Raw genomic sequence first — 17,359 nt, forward strand, 5'->3', positions numbered from 1 at the left:
TCGGAAAGAATGCCGGCAGATGCTTTCGGGTGTTGTCCTAGCACTGTCCGGCTTTGCCAAACAGCTCACAGAGGGACGTGATCATGCGGGCGCTGCGCTTCGATCGTTTCGGTGACCCCGCCGTTCTTCGGGTCGTGGATGTGCCGGACCCGGTGCGAACGACGCAGGAAGCGGTGATCCGCGTTCGCGCGGCGTCGGTGAACCCTTCCGACGTCAAGAACGTGGCCGGGGCGATGGAAGGCACGGCGCTGCCGCGCGTCCCCGGGCGGGACTTCGCCGGGGTGGTGATCGACGGGCCGCCCGACTGGCAGGGGGTTGCGGTGTGGGGCACCGGCGGAGATGTCGGGTTCACCCGCGACGGCTCGCATGCCGAACTGATGTCGGTACCCGTGGGTGCGCTGGTGCGCAAACCCGAAAAGTTGAGCTTCGAGGAGGCCGCTGCGGTTGGGGTGAACTTCGTGACCGCCTGGCTGGGAGCAGTAGAGTCCGCGCAGCTGCTGGACGGCGAAACCATCGCGGTGTTCGGCGTTACCGGCGGGGTCGGCGGCGCGGTCGCGCAGATCGCTCACGCGCTGGGAGCCCGGGTGATCGGCGTGAGCCGGCGCGTTCCCAGCCCGGATAGCCCCGCTGCAGCCGTCATCGACGAGTTCGTCGCTTTCGATCCCGCCGCTGACGTCGGCGCCGACATCAAGCGGCTGACCGGCGGCACGGGCGTCGACGTCGTCTATGACGCCGTGGGCGGAGTGACCACGGCGGCCGCTTTGGCCTCGCTGGGCCGTCGCGGCCGGCTGGTGGCAATCAGCGCCGTCGGGGCCCGCACGGTAAACATCGACCTCATTGACCTGTACCGCAATGAAACCCGCATCCTCGGGTCAGACAGCCGCAAGCTCGACGTGACTGAGTCCGCGCGGCTCCTGCAACAGATCAGCCCCTACTTCGAATCGGGAAAGTTTCGGCCACTGCCCATCGCAGCGAGCTACCCGCTTGACGGAGGGGTTGCGGCGTATCAAGCCGTCGCCGACCACATCGCCGGCCGCGTCGTGATCATCCCTGAGCCCGTGGAGATCAAACGATCCAATTATCAACAAGTGCAACACAATGTCGATCAAGGTGACTGAACAAACCATCACCGAGGCGGTCCAGTGGACCAACGCCGCCGCGGTGTTTATCGGGTGACAGCCGGGATGGCCCGCGGCCTACTCGGTAGCCGAATCCGACGTCAGGTTTTGCAGCCGTTGTCTGCGCTGTTCGACGCCGCTGCCGAAGAACTGCAGTCACCACCGGTGGCACGCCTGCTGCGCGACCGCTTCCTCACCCTGGTGGCCACCGGCGGTGGGCAGCTGGACTGGTCGGCGCTCGCCACGCTCGCCGACTGGGACGCCGGCTTGGCGTCAGACCACTCCGCGTAGCCCGTCGCCGCCGAACGCCGGCTCCAGCATGGCGGAGTAGTCGGGGCCGCGCCGCAGCATCATCCCACCGTCGACATTGATGACCTGACCGGTGATGTAGGAGGCGGCGTCGCTGAGCAGGAACAGCGCCAGATTGGCGACGTCCTCGACCTCTCCCGGCCGGGGCAGCGGCGTGCACTCGCTGTAGTCCCCGCTCACCTCCGGCAGGGCGAACACCGGCGCGACCAGATCGGTGCGGATCAGGCCCGGCCGGATGCTGTTGACCCGCACCCAGGAGGGGCCGAGCTCGTCGGCGGCCAACTGCATCATGTGGTCGACGGCCGACTTGCTGACCCCGTAGGCACCGAACCACCGGTGGGTGTTGCTGGCGGCGATAGACGAGATGCCGACGAACGATCCGCCGCCGCCCCGGACCAGCTCGCGCGCGACGTGCTTGAGCACATACATGGTCCCGTTGACGTTCAGGTCGACGGTGCGCCGCCAGCCTTCCGAGTCAATCTGGGTGATCGGTCCGATCGTCTCGGAGCCACCCGCGCAATGCACCGCCCCGTGGAGTTGACCATGCCAGGCCGTCGCGGCTTCCACCGCGCGGGCGGCCTCCTCCTCGTTGGTGACGTCGGTCGGCTCGTAGCGAATGGAGCCGCCGCCCCCGAGCGCCTCGATCTCGCTGACCGCGCCCGCCAACCGGTCGGGATTGCGGCCCACGATCATGACCGAGGCACCGGCCGCGACCAGCCCGGCGGCCACGCCCTTGCCGATTCCGCTGCCACCGCCGGTAACCAGGTATGTCCGGTTTTCGAAAGAAAGCTGCACGCCCGAGCCCCTAACGCCGAAACTGAAACGGGTTCTAGCATAGGCCAGCTGTCAGACCTGCCACGTCGGCCTCAGACTTGGCGGGGCGTTCGAGCGTGCGCTGCCGGCTTCGAGCGTGCGCTCAGGGCCGGGAAAACGGCGAAATCGCAGCCGGACGCACACGGGAAGCCGTGGTTTCACACGCGACGGAAGTGCCCGCGGAGCCTACGGCGTATCGCGGCGGGCCACCTGTGTGGGCTTGGCGTTGCGCCAGTCTTCGACGTCGGGCGGCAGGCCGACCGCGTACCTGTTCTCGTTGTGGGCCGCCCAGTGCGCGTGCCCCAGCTCGTGGATGTGGAACGCGTGCCGCAACGCCTCGGTGAACCCCATTGCGTCGGAAGCGGCGTTGACGGAGTCCTTGACGAGCAGCGCCGCCATCGTGGGCCGGTCGGCGATGCGCCGCGCGAATTCCAGTGTCTTGTCCGCCAACTCGTCGAGCGGGAACACCTTGGAGACCATGCCCAGCCGATAGGCCTCGTCGGCGTCGAGCGAATCTCCGGTCAGCAGCAGCTCTTTGGCTTTACGTGGACCGAATTCCCAAGGGTGGGCGTAGTATTCGACGCCCGGCATGCCCAGGCGCACCGCGACCACGTCGCTGAACTTGGCATTGTCGGCGGCCACGATCAGATCGCACGCCCAGATCAGCATCAGACCCGCGGAGATCGCGTTGCCCTGTACCTGGGCGATGGTGATCTTGCGCAAATCCCGCCAGCGGCAGGTGTTCTGGAAAAAGTAGTGCCACTCCTGCAGGTAGAGCTTCTCCACGATCGGATCCCGGGTCCCACCGTTGATGCGGAAGCTCGGAAGCTGGCTGCGCTCGGCGATCGCCAGCTCCGAACCCAGGTCGTGACCGGCGGAGAAGTTGCGGCCGCGCGCCGCCAGGATCACCACGCGCACGGTGTCGTCGGCCTCGGCGCGCAGAAACGCCTCGTCGAGCTGGATCAGCAGGCCGCGGCTTTGTGCATTGTGGGCGTCGGGCCGGTTGAGCCATATCCGCGCGATGCGGCCCTCGTCGAGGGTTTCGTAGCTCACCAACTCTTCGGCGTCGGCGTCGCCCGTCTGCGCACCGGCTTGCTCTGACACTGTCATTCGGCCCACCTCACTCGTTGTCAGGTCCGCGTGTTTACACATTACGGCCAGTGTGTAAGTGGGTCACCGCTGGGTGGGCGGCCTACGGACGATCGAGGGCGGCCGCGAGGGAAGCGGCCGCCGCCTTGAGCAGACGCAGCGTGCGGTTCAGCTCGGCGTTCTCTGCCTTCAGCCGCTCGAGTTCGAGTTGGGGGTTGGCGGGTAACCGGGGACCGTCGTGCTCGAGTGGGGCCCTCCGGGTCCGCTCATGGACGGTCTCGGTCACGGTGTTGCCGAGCTGATCGGTGACGGCCCGGATGGCCATCCTCTCCATGTCGTGCCGCCCGTTCACCGAGGCGACCGCGCGCATCTCATCGATGCGGGCCGACCCGTTGGTCGCGGCGGACTTCGGCGGCTGCGCGTGGCGATACGCTCGCGGCGCCTGGCCTGCGGCGGCGTCCACCGCGACGGGAGAGACGGTGGCCTGTTGCTGCTGTACCCGCAAGCGCAGTTCGGCTTCCCGCCGCCCCAGCTCGTCCGCCCACTGTGCCAGCTCGGCCTCCCGCTCGGCGACCTGCGCCTCCCGGTGCCGGATCTGGGCCAGTTGTTGGGGCAACGGGTTTGTCCGCTTGGCGAGCCCGGCCGCCCGCTGGTCGAGCCGCGCCTCCTGGTCGCGCACCCGGCTCTCCCGGTCGCGCACTTCGTGTTCGTACTGGACGAGGGCCGCCTCGCGCTCGGAGAGCTCGGCTTCCCGGCTGTCCAATGCGCCATCGCGTTTGCGGAGCTCGGCGCAGCGGTTGCGTAGCTCGCCTTCCTTCTGCAGGTGCCGGATGAGCTCTTCCTCGACCAGGTCGATGAAGATGTCGACCTCTTGCTCGTTGTAACCACGCTTGCCGATGCGCGGACGCGAGAATGCGACGTTGTGGACGTCAGCGGGGGTGAGGACCATTCTGTTTCCGAAGTCGTAGACGTCGCTGGTCACGATGAAGCCGGGGCGGTTTCCCAGGAGGATATGGCAGTTGTTCTACATGTGCGTTATTGGCGGCTGAACAGGGGACAACTCGTGAGCTACGCGCGGATGTGACCAGCGCGGCGCCAGGAGTGTCGCCCAGCGCGAGTGCGGGGCGGACGAGGCCGGCGAGTTCGAACATCAAGTCCTCACCCACCTGCCCATCCCGCATCACCTACAGTTAAGTCATGGCTACCAAATCTGACCCTGGCGAGATCGGCGACGTCGAACCAGTCGCTGACAGCACCGCGAGCCAGGCCAGGCGGGTCGTCGCCGCGTACGCGACCGACGCCGACGAGTGCCGCGTGTTCCTGTCCATGCTCGGCATTGGGCCCGCAAAACTCGACGCGTAAATGACCCCCGGGGACGGGCACGACTCGAAGATGCCGACCTTCGGCAACTCCGACTTCGTGGTGGTCGCCAACCGGCTTCCCGTAGACCAGGAGCGGCTGCCCGACGGCACCAAGGCGTGGAAGCGCAGCCCGGGCGGCCTGGTGACGGCGCTGGAGCCGCTGCTACGCCGCAGGCGTGGCGCATGGGTCGGGTGGGCCGGCATCGCCGAGGAAGAGGCGGACTTCGACGACGAACCGATCGTCCAGGAGGACCTGGAGCTCCGACCGGTGCGGCTCAGCGCCGACGACATCGCTCAGTACTACGAGGGATTCTCGAACGCCACGCTGTGGCCGCTGTACCACGACGTCATCGTCAAGCCGATCTACCACCGCCAATGGTGGGAACGCTATGTCGACGTCAACCGGCGCTTTGCGGAAGCCACCTCCCGCGCCGCCGCCCAGGGCGCGACCGTGTGGGTGCAGGATTATCAACTGCAGCTGGTTCCCAAGATGCTGCGTGAGCTGCGGCCCGACCTGACCATCGGGTTCTTCCTGCACATCCCGTTCCCGCCGGTCGAGTTGTTCATGCAGCTCCCCTGGCGCACCGAGATCATCGAGGGCCTGCTCGGCGCCGACCTGGTGGGCTTCCATCTGTCCGGGGGTGCGCAGAACTTCCTGTTCCTGTCCCGGCGACTGATCGGCGTCAACACGTCCCGTGGATCGGTCGGGGTGCGCTCGCGATACGGCGAGGTCGACCTCGGGTCGCGCGTCGTCCGCGTGGGCGCCTTCCCCATCTCCATCGACTCCTCCTCGCTCGACCAGGCCGCCCGCGACCGCGACATCAGGCGGCGCGCCCGGGAGATCCGGGCCGAGTTGGGCAACCCCCGCAAGCTGCTGCTCGGCGTCGACCGGCTCGACTACACCAAGGGCATCGACGTGCGGCTGAAGGCATTCTCGGAGCTGCTCGCGGAGGGGCGCGCGAAGCGCGACGACACCGTGCTGGTCCAGCTGGCGACGCCGAGCCGCGAACGGGTGGAGAGCTACCAGATTCTGCGCGACGACATCGAGCGCCAGGTGGGACACATCAACGGCGAATACGCCGAGGTCGGTCATCCGGTGGTGCACTACTTGCACCGTCCGGTCCCCCGCAACGAATTGATCGCCTTCTTCGTGGCCGCCGACGTCATGCTGGTCACCCCGCTGCGCGACGGCATGAACCTGGTGGCCAAGGAGTACGTTGCCTGCCGCAGCGACCTCGGGGGCGCGCTGGTGCTGTCCGAATTCACCGGCGCCGCCGACGAACTCCGGCAGGCCTATCTGGTCAACCCGCACGACCTCGACGGCGTGAAGGACGCGATCGAGGCGGCGCTCAACCAGCCCGTCGAGGAGGGCCGGCGCCGGATGCGATCGATGCGTCGCCAAGTCCTGGCGCACGACGTCGACCGCTGGGCGCGGTCATTCCTCGACGCGTTGGCGGAGCCGCGTCCCGACGATGCCAAGTAGGCCGCGAGAACCCATGGTGTTGCCGCGTAATCGCTGTGATACTCAATGCATCGGTCAAGGGAGGGGTCAGATGAAGCTCCGTCGCGGGCTGGCCGCTGGCGCCGGCATCTTCTGCGCGGTCGCCACCGGGATTGCGCTGGAATCCGGCGACCCGGCGCGCGCGGTGGGACCGCCGCCGGACGGCACCTACAACTTCAACGAGGCGGGTGTCTCCGGGGTGACCTGGACGATCTCCGCGTTGTGCGATCAGCCGTCCGGGACCCGGAACATGAACGACTATTCCGACCCGATCGTCTTCGCGATGAACTGCGCCCTGAACATCGTGAGTTCAACGGCCGAAAAGATCACTCCCGCGGACAAGTTGCAGAACTTCAGCGGCAGGGCCCGGATGTCCAGCATGCTGTGGACCTTCAAAGTCGAGAAATCCGACGGAGTTTCGTGTCCCGGCGGCGGTACCGCGCCGTCCACCGACACGTACGCCTTCAGTGACGAGAACATGAGCGGCACCCACACCACGCTGCACGGCGCCGTCTGTGGTCTGCAGCCGGAGATGAAGAAGCAGCCGTTCTCGCTCCAGATGACCGGGCCCCCGCCCAGCCCGATCGAACGTTACCCGTTGTACTGCAACGGCATTGCGATGTGCTACTAGGACTTGCTAGATCGGCGTGATGTAGGCGATCAGCCATTGCTTGCCGATCTTTTTGAAGTCCACCCGCAACCGGCTGCCGTCGTAGAGCGGCTGGCGTGATTTGTCGGTCACGGTCCGGTTCATGTACACCATCAGCGATGCCGAATCCCGCTTGGCGGACATGACTCCCACGCCGACCACGCTGGCCTGGACGACCACCTCGCGTTTCTTGGCCTCCGGAATGATCTGCGCGTTGGCGCTTTTGCGGAACTCCTGGCGATAGTCGGGGGTCAGCAACGGATAAGCATCGCTGAGGCTGCGCTCCACCGTCTGATAGTCGTAGGCGAAGACCTCGGGAATCTCCTTGGTGGCCAAGCCCGGCAGCACCGCCCGCGCCGACTCCTCGCCGCGCGTCTGTACCCGCCCCCAGTAGAACCACCCGGCCGCCGCGGACAGCCCGACGAACCCCACGACCAGGAGGCAGCCCGCGACGACGGACAGCCAGCGCCGCCACCGCATCAATTGCCCCCGTTGGGATACTTCAGGTCATAACCCGTCATCCGGCCCTGCTCGTCCTCGTGCACGATCACCCGCAGGCGATAGGGCATGGAAGGCTTGTTCACGCCGTCGATGTCGGCGACGGTGACGCGCACCGAAACCAGCACGGAGGCGTTGTCGGTCACGTTGTCGATGCCCTCCAGGGCGGCGCCGTTGACGACGGCCTCCGATGTCGCGTTGGTCGAGCGGAAGATGCCCTTGAGGTTCTCGATGTTGTTGTTGGCGCCCAGCATTCCGCGCAGCGGCCCGCTGGTGCCGTTGAAGAAGCGGTTCACGCTCTCGTCGATGTTGTCCTGCTTGTAACTGAACATGTTGACCACAGTCTGCGTGGCCGTGTCGACGAAACGCTGTTCGCGCGCCTGTTGAGCATTGGCGTGCCCCTGCTGCACGACCAGCAGGGTCACGCAACCGGCCAGCGCGCCGACGGCCAACAGCCCGGCCGCGAACGAGATCCATGCCACCAGGGCGCGGTGCGGCCGCCGCCGCGGTGGTGGCTTGACCGACTTGAGTGCCTTGACCGGCTGGGCGGGCCGCGCCGGCGCGGCGTCGAGCTGGACCGTGGCGGCCTGGGGCGCGTCGACTTTCGCGGGACCGGCAGCGCGGGAGGCCCGCCGGCGAACTCGCGGATTGTTGGTCGGCTCGTCTGCCACTACATCGGCCTCGGATCAAGCATCAGGTCCACCCAATTCTCGGCGCTCGACGCGCCGCTCGCACCGGCCGCGAAAATACCAGTGCCTCCGGCCGGGTCCTTGAACGCGCCGGTCTTCTCGTCGTAGGTGGCGTATGCCGGTCCGCTGGCCTGAGGCTGACCGCCGGGCGGCGGCCCCCAGGGCTTCTCCGGTCCCGGACCGGGCGGCGGGGGGTTGATCCCTTCCGGTGGGGCCGGCGGCGGCAGCCATTTGGGGTACGGCAACTGCGGCGGCACGGGCGGAACCCCGGGCGGCTGCCACGAGGTGAACGGTGGTGGCGGCCCGTTGTCGTTGGGCGGTGGCGGGTCGTAGGCCGGCTGCTTGTTGGGCAATGGCCCGGGTCCCGGCACCACCCCGGGCGGGGGCGGCCCGACGATCGGTGTGCCCGGGTCGGGTTCGGCGCCCGGCGGGATGTAGGGGAACTTGTTGGGCGGCAACACATTGAGCCCGTTGGTCACCGGGGTGTCGTAGGGCACCGGCGGACCGCGCCACGGGTTGCGGCCGATGGGCACATAGCCCTTGGGGTCACGGCAGAGCTGCACGGTCGGTGCCCGCTTGCCGGGAAACTCCTGGCACGGGTAGTTGCGCGCGCCGCGCACGGTGCTCGGATCGTTCTGGGCGACCTTGCAGTACATGTCCCTCGGCAGCTCGCGCACCGTCTCGTCGGCGGGTGTGCGCATCAACGGGGGCGGGAGGAAGCCGACGGCGCACGGCGGCGGGTCGTTCAGGTCGAGCTTGAAGTCCAGCTTGGCGCCCTCGTCCTGCGGTGCACCGCCGGCGGCGGTGGTGATCGCGGCGAACAGCGCCGGCAGCACCACCAGCAGTTGCTCGATCGACTTGTGGTAGATCACCCCGACCCGGCCCAGGTTGGCCAGGCTGGCCGCCAGCGCCGGGAAGGAGGGCCGAATACCGGAGAACGCGGTGCTGGCCTCGTCGGTCGCTCCGGGGGCAATAGCCAGCGTCGAACGCAGCTGCGGGTCGGCCTGGCGCACCTCCGAGGTGAACCGCGCCAGCCCGTCGGACAGCGACTTGATGTCGGCGCCGGCGCGAATCTGTGCTTGCAGGAAGGGGCCGGCCTGGTCGATCAGCTGCGAGGCCTGCGGGTAGTTCGCGTTGGCCTCGTCCACCAGCAACCGGGCGGACTCGAACAGCCGGGCCAGTTCGGGGCCCGACCCGTTGGTCGCGATGAACGTCTCGTGCAGCAGCTCGCGCAGCCGGGTGTCGCCCAGGCTGTTGGTCAGCGCCTCCGCCCGCTTCAGCAGGTCGGCGACATCCCGGCCGATCCGGGTGTTCTGCCGTTCGATCCGAAACCCGTTGCGCAACTTGGTTGAGGCCGGCGTGCTCGGAGGCACCAGGTCGATGTACTGCTCCCCCACCGCCGACACACTCTTGACGGTCGCCGTGACGTTCGACGGTATGGGCGTTCCGCTGTTCAGTCGCATCGCGGCGGTGACGCCGCTGGGGTTGAGTCCGACCGATTCGACCCGACCGACGGCGACGCCGCGATAGGTGACGTTGGCGTTTTTGTACAGGCCGCCGCCGGCGACGAAGTCGGCGGTCCCGGCGTAGGTTCCAAGGCCGAACGTGGCGGGCAGTCGCAGGTAGAAGATTGCCATCACGGTCAAGGTGACGGCGGTGATCACCGCGAAGATCCAGAGTTGGATCTTGGTGAGTCTGTCGTGCATCTGCGTCGGCCCCCTACTGTCCTGAAGCCGTGCCGGGCGGGATCTTGAACGGGTCGGCCGCCTGTCCGGACAGGTTGGCCAATTCGCCTACCAAAAAGTCGGGCGGATTGAGGATCTCGTTCATGTGGGCCATGTTCGGGTCGAAATACGCCGTGGTGAAGAACGTTTCGCCGATCCGGCGCAACGTCAGGTCGAACGTCGTGAACACGTTGAGATAGTCGCCGCGCACCGCGTTCTTGATGCCGAAGTTGGGGAAGGGGAATGTCAGCAACAGCTGCAGCGAGGTGACGAAGTTCTTCCGGTTGTCGTTCAGCGCCTTGGCGGCCGCGTACAGGTCCTTGAGATCGGCGGCGAAGTCCACCTTGGTCTTTGCCAGCACGTTCGAGGTCACCGTTGCCAGTTTCTTCAGCGCGGCGAATGCCTCGACGATGTGGTCGCGGTTCTTGTTGAGCACGCGTATGGCGTCGGGCAGCGTGTCCAGCGCCCGCCCGAGGTTGTCCTTGTCGCGCGCCAGGCTCGCCGAGAATCGGTTCAGTCCGTCGAGCGCGTCGATGATGTCGTTGACCTGACGGTTGAGTCCCGCGGTCAGATCCGCCAGTCGGGGCAGCAGGTCGACGAACTGGTCCTGGCGGCCGGCGACGGCCTGATAGGTCTCGTCGGTGATCTCTTCCAGGGCACCGACATTGCCCTTGTTCACCACGACGCCGAGGGCCGAGAGCACCTCCTCGGTAGTGGGATAACGCCCGGTGTTGGACTCGGAGATCTTCGAACCGTCGGTCAGCCGGCCGACGGCGGGCTTGTCCTTGGGGCGTGCCAGGTCGATGTGCATCGAACCCAACAGCGACGTCTGGGCGACCGTCGCCGTCGCGTTGGTCGGCAGCACGACGTTCTTGTCCAACGCCAATTTCACCGTGGCATAGAACGATCCGTCGGAACGCTGCATCGCCTGGATGCCGGCGACGCTGCCGACGGTGACGTCGTCGACCATCACCGGAGAGTTCTGCGGCAGCGTCGCCACGTCGGGCAGGTCGACCGTGATCGAGTAGGCGCCGCCGCCGTGGCCGGCGGTACCGGGCATGGACAGCGAGTTCAAACCGCCGTATTGGCAGCCGGCCAGCAGCGCGCTACCCGCCGCTAAAGCGCCACCGCGCAACAACATCCGGTGCATCAGCCGCCCCCGTTCGCGGCCGGCGCCTGACTCGGCGGCGGCCCCGGTAGGGGTCCGAAGGCACTCCCCGCGGCGGGACCGGGCGCGGGCGCGGGCCCGGCATTCCCCAAGGCAGGCGCCGGCGCCTGGCCGGTCTGCGGTGCCGTCGGGACCAGCAACGCCTGCAGGTCAGCCGGGTCCTGCGCGGCCGGCGGCATCTTGGCGCCGTTGGCGGGGACCCAGGTCAGCTCGGGGACCGGGGTCGCCGACTTCGCTTGGGTTTCCGGGGTGTCGTAGATTATCTGGCCCTTGTAGGCCGTGATCGTGTTGAGCGGGTGGAACATGATCGGCGGATAGTTCACCGTAAGCCGCCGCAGCACCGGCCCCAGCCGCTCACGACACAGTTCCGCACGCCGGAAGTAGTCGGGCGCCCTCGGCCCGGCGGCCGTCTCGAAGGACCCACCGCAGATGAACTGCACGGGGTTGGCGAATTCCGGTATCGACAGCAGGCCGTTGAGCGTGCCCTGTGCCGGGTCGTAGATGTTGTAGAAGTTGGCGATGCCGGGGCCCGCCACGTGTAGCACCTGCTCGATGTTTTCGCTCTGGTCGCTCAGGGTCTTGGCGAAGTCGTTGAGGTTGTTGACCGTGTCGATGATCGTCGAGTTGTTCTCGTGCAGGAACCCGCGGACGTCGGAGAGCGCCTTGTTGAGCGTGCCCAGGGTGGTGTCGAGGTGGCGCGAACTGTCGGCGAGCACCTGGGACACCGAGGCGACGTTGCCGGCGAACTGCACGATCTGTTCGTTGCTGGCCGACAGCGCGTTGACGAGCACCTGAAGGTTTTTGACCGTGCCGAAGATGTCACTGCGTGAATCCCCCAGTCGCCCAGCGGCTTGCGAGAGTTCGCGCAACGCGTCATGGAACGACTCGCCGTTGCCGTTGAGTGTGTCCGCGGCCTGGTTGATCGCTCGGCCCAGGGGCCCCTGCATCGATCCCGTCGTGGGGCCGAGCTGGGTGGCCAGCTGGGTCAGGGACTCTTTGACCTCGTCCCACTCCACCGGCACACCGGTGCGACTCAGGCCGATGCTTGCGCCGTCGGGCATCACCGCCCCGCCGGTGTATGCCGGGGTCAACTGAATGAACCGCGCCGCCACCAGATTAGGCGACATGATGATGGCCTTGGCGTCCTTCGGGACCTTCACGTCCTTGGACACCGACATGGTGATCTTGACGTCGGAGGGCCGCGGTTCGATCGTGTCGACCCGACCCACCGGCACGCCGAGAATCCGGACCTGGTCACCCGGGTAGAGCCCGACGGCCGACGTGAAGTAACCGACGATGCTTCGCGTATTGCCGGTCGACGACAACACGTACACGCCGCCCACCAACACCGCGATGAGCGCGATGGCGGTGCTATAGCGCAGCCCCCGGCTGCCGGTGATCCGTTGCATCATGGCGACTTCGGCCTGATGATCCAGCGCTCCTGAATCAAACCGCGCAGGTAGTCGGCGAGGCTGGCCGGCATCTTGCCCGGCTGGTAGAAGAAGTCGAACATCGTCGCGATCAAGGGCGCGGGTATGACGCCGTAGACGTTGACGTTGAAGCCCGGTCCCGAACCCACGACCTCGCCCAGCTCGGTGGCGTAGGTGGGCAGCCGTTTGAGGGCCTCGGTGATGTAGTCGCGGCGCTCGTTGAGATTGCTCAGCACGTCGTTGAGCTTGCTCAGCGCCGGTCCGAACTCCTTGCGGTTGTCGGCGACGAAGCCGGAGATCTGTTGCGAGAGGCCCTGGATCCCGGAAATCAACCGCCCGAGGGCGGCACGGCGCTCGTCGAGCGCGGCAAACAACTCGTTGCCGTCGTCGACGAGCTTGTTGACTTGGTCGGCGCGCTGGGCGAGCACGCCCGTCACCGACTTCGCATGCGCCAGCAGGCTTTGCAGCGCCTCGTCGCGGCGGTTCAGGGTGCGCGACAGCGTCGTCACACCGTCCAGCGCGCCGCGCAGGTCGGGGGTTGCGTCGCGCAGCGTGTCGGTCAGGACGTTCAACGCCTGCTCGAACTGGGGCTTGTTCAGGTTGCTGGCGTTCTCGCCCAGGTCCTCGAGCGCACCCGCAAGCGTGTACGGCGTGGTCGTGCGGCTGAGCGGGATCGTGGTTCCCCTGCCGCTGCCGGCCGGCGTCACCGCGATGGAACGCTCGCCGAGGATGGTGTCGGTGCGGATCGCGGCCAGCGACTGGTCACCGACTGTGACGTGCCGGTCCACACTGAAGCTGATCTTGGCGGTGTCGCCGGCCAGGCCGACCGACGTCACCTTCCCGACCTTCAAACCGGAAACGTAAACGGCATTACCGGGATTGATGCCGCCCGCGTCGGAGAAGTAGGCGTCGTAGATCTTTCCCTGCGGCCAGAACGGTAGCGCCGCGTAGCCGAATGCGATGAGCACGACGCACACCACCAGCACCACCCCGAAGATGCCGGTGCGCAGCGGATCCCGCTCAGGCTTTGCGTTACTTGGCAAAAGCGCACCTCCCCTTGCTGGGATCCACCTGGCCACCGAGGGGCAGCAGGATGTCGCTGCCGGCGGGGCCGTTGATCTTGATCGTCACCGAGCAGAAGTAAATGTTGAAGAACGATCCGTAGGCACCGAGCGCGGCCAGCCGCAGATAGTCCTCGCCCAGCTGCTCGACGTCGTTGTTGACTTCGGCCTTGCGGTTGTCCAATTCGGTGGCCAGCGGCCGGGTGTTCTCCAGGATGCCCTGCAGTGGCCGGCGCGAATTCTTCAACAGCTCCGTCAAATCCGTCGTCGTCGAGGCCAGCGGCGGAATGGCGCCCGCGATGTCGTCCTTGTTCTTGGCCAGCCCGCTGATCAGTTGCTGCAGCTGGTCGACGCTGGCCGAGAATTGCGCGCTGCGCGCATCGACAGTCTTGAGCACCGTGTTGAGGTTGTTGATGACGTCACCGATGAGTTGGTCGCGCTGGCCCAGCGCCGAGGAGAACGCGCTGGTGTCGGCCAGCACGTTGGACAACGCACCGCCCTGCCCCTGCAGCAATTCGATGACGGCGCTGCTGATCGTGTTGACCTTGTCCGCGTCCAGCCCCTTGAGCACCGGCCGCAGGCCGCCCAGCAGCGCGTCGAGATCGAGCGCCGGCTGGGTGTGCTGGGCGTTGATCGTCGCGCCCGGCGGCAGCTTGCGCAGCTCTCCCGGGCCGGAGGTGATCTCCAGATACCGGTCACCGACCAGGTTTTCGTAGCGGATCACCGCGCGGGTGGAGGAATAGACGATGTAGCGCTTGTCGAGCCCGAACGTCACGTCGATGGTGTTGTCGGGGTTGAGCTTGACGCCGGACACCGCCCCCACCGGCACCCCGGCGATGCGGACCTTCTGGCCCGCCTTCAGCCGCGATACATCGGTAAACGTTGCGTGGTAGGTACTTTCGGGGCCGAACCGGAAGTCGCCGAAGACCACCACCAGCCCCGCCGACACGATCAGCATGGCCACCGCGAAGATGCTGACCTTGATCATCATCGAGCGGTGCGTCGGCATGCTCCCGGCGGCCATCAGAAGTCGTCCCGTTCCGCGAAGGCGCCGTGGAACAAGAATTGCAGCGTCGAAGGCGCGTCGAACTGCAGCTCGGTGAACGGCTCGTATGGGATGTTGGCGTTGTCGGTCACCAGGAACGGCGCGCGGTAGAAGGATCCGCCGGTCTGCTTGGTCGGGATATCGGGCAGGCCGCGACAGTTCGGGCCTCCGGAGGCGTTCACGATCGGCAGCGACTCCGGAAACGTGTAGGCCGGCGCGCCCAGCACGAAGCTCGAGGACGTGAACAGGCCCGCCTTGCGGACACCGAGCAGCGGGGCGAACTCCTTGATACCGCGCTCGATGCCGGCGAACAGGCAGCCCAATTCCGGCGAATAATCGGCGGCCACCTTCAGCGGGGCCCGCAACCGGTTGATGGCGTCGATGAAGTTCTGTTCGGCCGGCTCCAACGTGTCGTAGGCGTTGTTGGCCAGGCCGATGGTCGCCAACAGCGTGTCGTTGAGGTTGTTCTGCTGGTCCACGACGGTCTTGTTGATCGTCGGCAGGTTGTCGAAGACCGTGTTCAGGTTCGGGGCGGCGTCGGCATAGATGTTGGTGACGACCGCCGCCTTACGGAAATCCTCCTGCAGGGCAGGCAGTTTCGGGTTCGTTTGCTGGGTCAGCGTGTTCAGCCCAGACAGGATGCCGCCGAAGTCGTCGCCGTGACCGCGCAGCCCCTCGGACAGCGCGCTCAACGTGCCGTTGAGCTCGACGGGATCGATCTTGTGCAACAGGTCGATCAGCGACTGGAACAGGGTGTTGACCTCGAGCTGCACCGCCGAAGCCGCGACGTGGGCGTCCGGGCGCAGGGAGGTCGGCGAAGGGTTCTGCGGCGGAAGGAATTCCACCGCCTTGGCCCCGAAGATGGTGTTCCCCGCGATGTGCACCGTCGCGTTGGAGGGGATGAAGCGCATCTGATCGCTGTTGATGCCCAGCGTCAGTCGTGCCTGGTCACCGGAGTAGTCGATGCTCTCGACCTTGCCGATCTGGATGCCGCGGTATTTGACCTTGGCGCCCTGCTCCATCACCAGACCGGCCCGCGGAGCCGAGACCGTGACGGTGTCGATCGAGGCGAAAGCCGCTGTGTAGGAAAGGTAAGTCACGGCGGCGAACGCCACCAGCAGACCGGCCAGCACCGCGGCTGCCAACCGGACGGAGCTACGTCGCGAATCTGTATCTGCCATGTCCTTTAAGCGGCCCTGCTACCCGGAGAGGTTGAAGTTGCCGGACGCGCCGTAGACAGCGAGTGAGATGCACAAGGTGATGACGACCACGACGATCAGCGAGGTCCGCACGGCCTGACCGACCGCGATCCCGACGCCGACGGGGCCCCCGCTGGCGTTGTAGCCGTAATAGGTATGGACGAGCATCACCGCGATCGACATCGCGATGGCCTGCAGGAAGGACCACAGCAGGTCGGTCGGGATGAGGAACGTATTGAAGTAGTGGTCGTAGAGGCCTTTGGACTGACCGTTGATGTACACCGTGGTGAAGCGGGCGGCGAAGAAGGCGGCCAGCACCGACAGTGAGTACAGGGGGATGATCGCGATCAGGCCCGCGATCAGCCGCGTCGACACCAGGTAGGACACCGAGTGCACCGCCATGCACTCGACGGCGTCGATCTCCTCCGACACCCGCATGGCCCCGAGCTGGGCGGTGGCGCCGGCGCCGATGGTGGCGGCCAGGGCGATGCCCGCGATAACCGGCGCGATGATGCGGACGTTCAAGAACGCCGAGAGGAACCCGGTCAGGGCTTCGATGCCGATGTTGCCCAGCGACGAGTAGCCCTGTACGGCGACGACCCCGCCGGAAGCCAGCGTCAGGAAGGCCGCGACCCCGACGGTTCCGCCGATCATGACCAGCGCGCCCGAACCCATGGTCATTTCGGCGATCAGCCGGATGGTCTCCTTGCGGTACTGGGTCAGCGCGTTGGGGACGTGCCGCACGGTCTGCCCGTAGAACAGTGCCTGCTCGCCAAAGTCGTCCACGGGCTCCTGCAACCGGGAGGCGAGGTTGCGCAGCCGGTAGGTGACGTCGTAGCTCATCGAGTACTCACTTCGCCGAGATTCGCACGCCGATGGCGGTCATCACCACGTTGATGACGAACAGGCAGATGAACGCGTAGACCACGGTTTCGTTGACCGCGTTGCCGACGCCCTTGGGTCCACCCTTGACCGTCAGCCCGCGGTAGCAACCGACCAGCCCGGCCATGACGCCGAACAGTAGGGCCTTGACCTCGGCGAGCACCAACTCGCGCAGCCCGGTGAGGACGGTCAGCCCGTTGATGAAGGCACCCGGATTCACGCCCTGCAGGAAGACGGAGAACACATAGCCACCGGACAAGCCGATGGCGCACACCAAGCCATTGAGCAAGAGCGCGACCACGGTGGAAGCCAGGACGCGGGGAACCACCAGGCGGTGGACCGGGTCGATGCCGAGCACCCGCATCGCGTCGATCTCCTCGCGGATGGTCCGGGCACCCAGGTCGGCGCAGATCGCCGTGGCTCCGGCACCGGCCACGACGAGCACCGTCACCACCGGACCCAGCTGGGTGATGGTGCCGAATGCCGTTCCGGCGCCGGACAAGTCGGCGGCACCGATTTCGCGCAGCAGGATATTGAGGGTGAATGCCACCAGCACGGTGAAGGGGATCGAGACCAGCAGGGTCGGGACCAGCGACACCCGCGCGATCATCCAGGTCTGTTCCAGGAACTCGCTCAATTGGAACGGCCGGCGAAACGTCTGACGACCGGTGTCGAGCATCATTTCGAAGAACCCGCCGACGGCCCGGGCGGGAACAGCAAGTTGTTGCATCAACTCGATTACCCCCCTCGGCTGCTCGCGGCGAAGTCTATGTCAGGCCTTTGCGTCGTTTGCGGTCCCAGCAGGCTCGGTGTGAGCCGGATC

At 66.6% G+C, this 17,359-nt stretch carries 17 protein-coding genes and 1 pseudogene; 5 read left to right on the forward strand and 13 right to left on the reverse strand.

Annotated features, from left to right (window positions below):
* Positions 1 to 83: 83 nt before the first annotated feature.
* A complete protein-coding gene (locus AWC03_RS23425) occupies positions 84 to 1,118 on the forward strand; it encodes a quinone oxidoreductase family protein (protein ID WP_085243137.1) in 1,035 nt (344 codons plus the stop codon).
* Between the two features lie 135 nt (positions 1,119 to 1,253).
* Positions 1,254 to 1,409: pseudogene (locus AWC03_RS23430) on the forward strand (NAD(P)-dependent oxidoreductase); the annotation flags it as partial.
* Here AWC03_RS23430 and AWC03_RS23435 read toward each other — a convergent pair.
* The 3 genes from AWC03_RS23435 to AWC03_RS27665 all read right to left on the reverse strand — a co-directional run bounded on the left by AWC03_RS23435 (position 1,392) and on the right by AWC03_RS27665 (position 4,278).
* Complete coding sequence (locus tag AWC03_RS23435) at positions 1,392 to 2,222, reverse strand: SDR family oxidoreductase (RefSeq protein ID WP_085243067.1); 831 nt, start codon at positions 2,220 to 2,222, stop codon at positions 1,392 to 1,394. The pseudogene AWC03_RS23430 and the gene AWC03_RS23435 sit on opposite strands and share 18 nt — an antisense overlap.
* Before the next feature lie 204 nt (positions 2,223 to 2,426).
* Positions 2,427 to 3,350 carry an enoyl-CoA hydratase gene (locus tag AWC03_RS23440; protein ID WP_085243068.1) on the reverse strand — a complete coding sequence of 308 codons (924 nt, stop codon included), beginning with the start codon at positions 3,348 to 3,350 and terminating at the stop codon, positions 2,427 to 2,429.
* 82 nt (positions 3,351 to 3,432) lie between these two features.
* The gene (locus AWC03_RS27665) at positions 3,433 to 4,278 is read right to left on the reverse strand and encodes a DivIVA domain-containing protein (RefSeq protein ID WP_208859375.1); all 846 of its coding nucleotides are present in this window, start codon (positions 4,276 to 4,278) and stop codon (positions 3,433 to 3,435) included.
* Positions 4,279 to 4,526: 248 nt separating this feature from the next.
* Between AWC03_RS27665 and AWC03_RS27155 the strand changes: the two genes are divergently transcribed.
* From AWC03_RS27155 to AWC03_RS23455, 3 genes are all read left to right on the forward strand, one after another.
* Positions 4,527 to 4,691, forward strand: a complete 165-nt coding sequence (locus AWC03_RS27155) for a hypothetical protein (protein WP_007166428.1) — start codon at positions 4,527 to 4,529, stop codon at positions 4,689 to 4,691.
* Positions 4,692 to 6,173, forward strand: coding sequence for an alpha,alpha-trehalose-phosphate synthase (UDP-forming) (locus AWC03_RS23450; RefSeq protein WP_085243069.1), 1,482 nt, complete (start codon positions 4,692 to 4,694; stop codon positions 6,171 to 6,173).
* 70 nt (positions 6,174 to 6,243) lie between these two features.
* Positions 6,244 to 6,822: a hypothetical protein gene (locus AWC03_RS23455; RefSeq protein WP_085243070.1), complete on the forward strand. Its 579-nt coding sequence runs from the start codon at positions 6,244 to 6,246 to the stop codon at positions 6,820 to 6,822.
* 6 nt (positions 6,823 to 6,828) lie between these two features.
* Here the strand turns inward: AWC03_RS23455 and AWC03_RS23460 are convergent, their stop codons facing one another.
* The 10 genes from AWC03_RS23460 to AWC03_RS23505 are packed head-to-tail and all read right to left on the reverse strand — an operon-like array spanning position 6,829 to position 17,269.
* On the reverse strand, positions 6,829 to 7,320 hold the full coding sequence (locus AWC03_RS23460; protein ID WP_085243071.1) for a mammalian cell entry protein: 492 nt from the start codon (positions 7,318 to 7,320) through the stop codon (positions 6,829 to 6,831).
* On the reverse strand, positions 7,320 to 8,009 hold the full coding sequence (locus AWC03_RS23465) for a mammalian cell entry protein (RefSeq protein ID WP_085243072.1): 690 nt from the start codon (positions 8,007 to 8,009) through the stop codon (positions 7,320 to 7,322). Before AWC03_RS23465 ends, AWC03_RS23460 begins: the two co-directional genes overlap by 1 nt.
* On the reverse strand, positions 8,009 to 9,733 hold the full coding sequence (locus tag AWC03_RS23470; RefSeq protein WP_085243073.1) for a virulence factor Mce family protein: 1,725 nt from the start codon (positions 9,731 to 9,733) through the stop codon (positions 8,009 to 8,011). Before AWC03_RS23470 ends, AWC03_RS23465 begins: the two co-directional genes overlap by 1 nt.
* A 13-nt stretch (positions 9,734 to 9,746) precedes the next feature.
* The gene (locus AWC03_RS23475) at positions 9,747 to 10,901 is read right to left on the reverse strand and encodes an MCE family protein (RefSeq protein WP_085243074.1); all 1,155 of its coding nucleotides are present in this window, start codon (positions 10,899 to 10,901) and stop codon (positions 9,747 to 9,749) included.
* On the reverse strand, positions 10,901 to 12,331 hold the full coding sequence (locus AWC03_RS23480) for a virulence factor Mce family protein (RefSeq protein WP_085243075.1): 1,431 nt from the start codon (positions 12,329 to 12,331) through the stop codon (positions 10,901 to 10,903). Before AWC03_RS23480 ends, AWC03_RS23475 begins: the two co-directional genes overlap by 1 nt.
* On the reverse strand, positions 12,328 to 13,392 hold the full coding sequence (locus AWC03_RS23485) for a virulence factor Mce family protein (protein WP_085243076.1): 1,065 nt from the start codon (positions 13,390 to 13,392) through the stop codon (positions 12,328 to 12,330). Before AWC03_RS23485 ends, AWC03_RS23480 begins: the two co-directional genes overlap by 4 nt.
* Positions 13,382 to 14,434, reverse strand: coding sequence for a virulence factor Mce family protein (locus tag AWC03_RS23490; protein WP_085243077.1), 1,053 nt, complete (start codon positions 14,432 to 14,434; stop codon positions 13,382 to 13,384). Before AWC03_RS23490 ends, AWC03_RS23485 begins: the two co-directional genes overlap by 11 nt.
* The gene (locus tag AWC03_RS23495) at positions 14,434 to 15,636 is read right to left on the reverse strand and encodes an MCE family protein (protein ID WP_085243078.1); all 1,203 of its coding nucleotides are present in this window, start codon (positions 15,634 to 15,636) and stop codon (positions 14,434 to 14,436) included. Before AWC03_RS23495 ends, AWC03_RS23490 begins: the two co-directional genes overlap by 1 nt.
* 18 nt (positions 15,637 to 15,654) lie before the next feature.
* The gene (locus AWC03_RS23500; protein WP_085243079.1) at positions 15,655 to 16,497 is read right to left on the reverse strand and encodes an MlaE family ABC transporter permease; all 843 of its coding nucleotides are present in this window, start codon (positions 16,495 to 16,497) and stop codon (positions 15,655 to 15,657) included.
* 7 nt (positions 16,498 to 16,504) lie between these two features.
* A complete protein-coding gene (locus tag AWC03_RS23505; protein ID WP_085243080.1) occupies positions 16,505 to 17,269 on the reverse strand; it encodes an MlaE family ABC transporter permease in 765 nt (254 codons plus the stop codon).
* Positions 17,270 to 17,359: the final 90 nt, after the last annotated feature.

It is taken from the genome of Mycobacterium europaeum, assembly GCF_002102155.1.
GTDB classification, from domain to species: domain Bacteria; phylum Actinomycetota; class Actinomycetes; order Mycobacteriales; family Mycobacteriaceae; genus Mycobacterium; species Mycobacterium europaeum.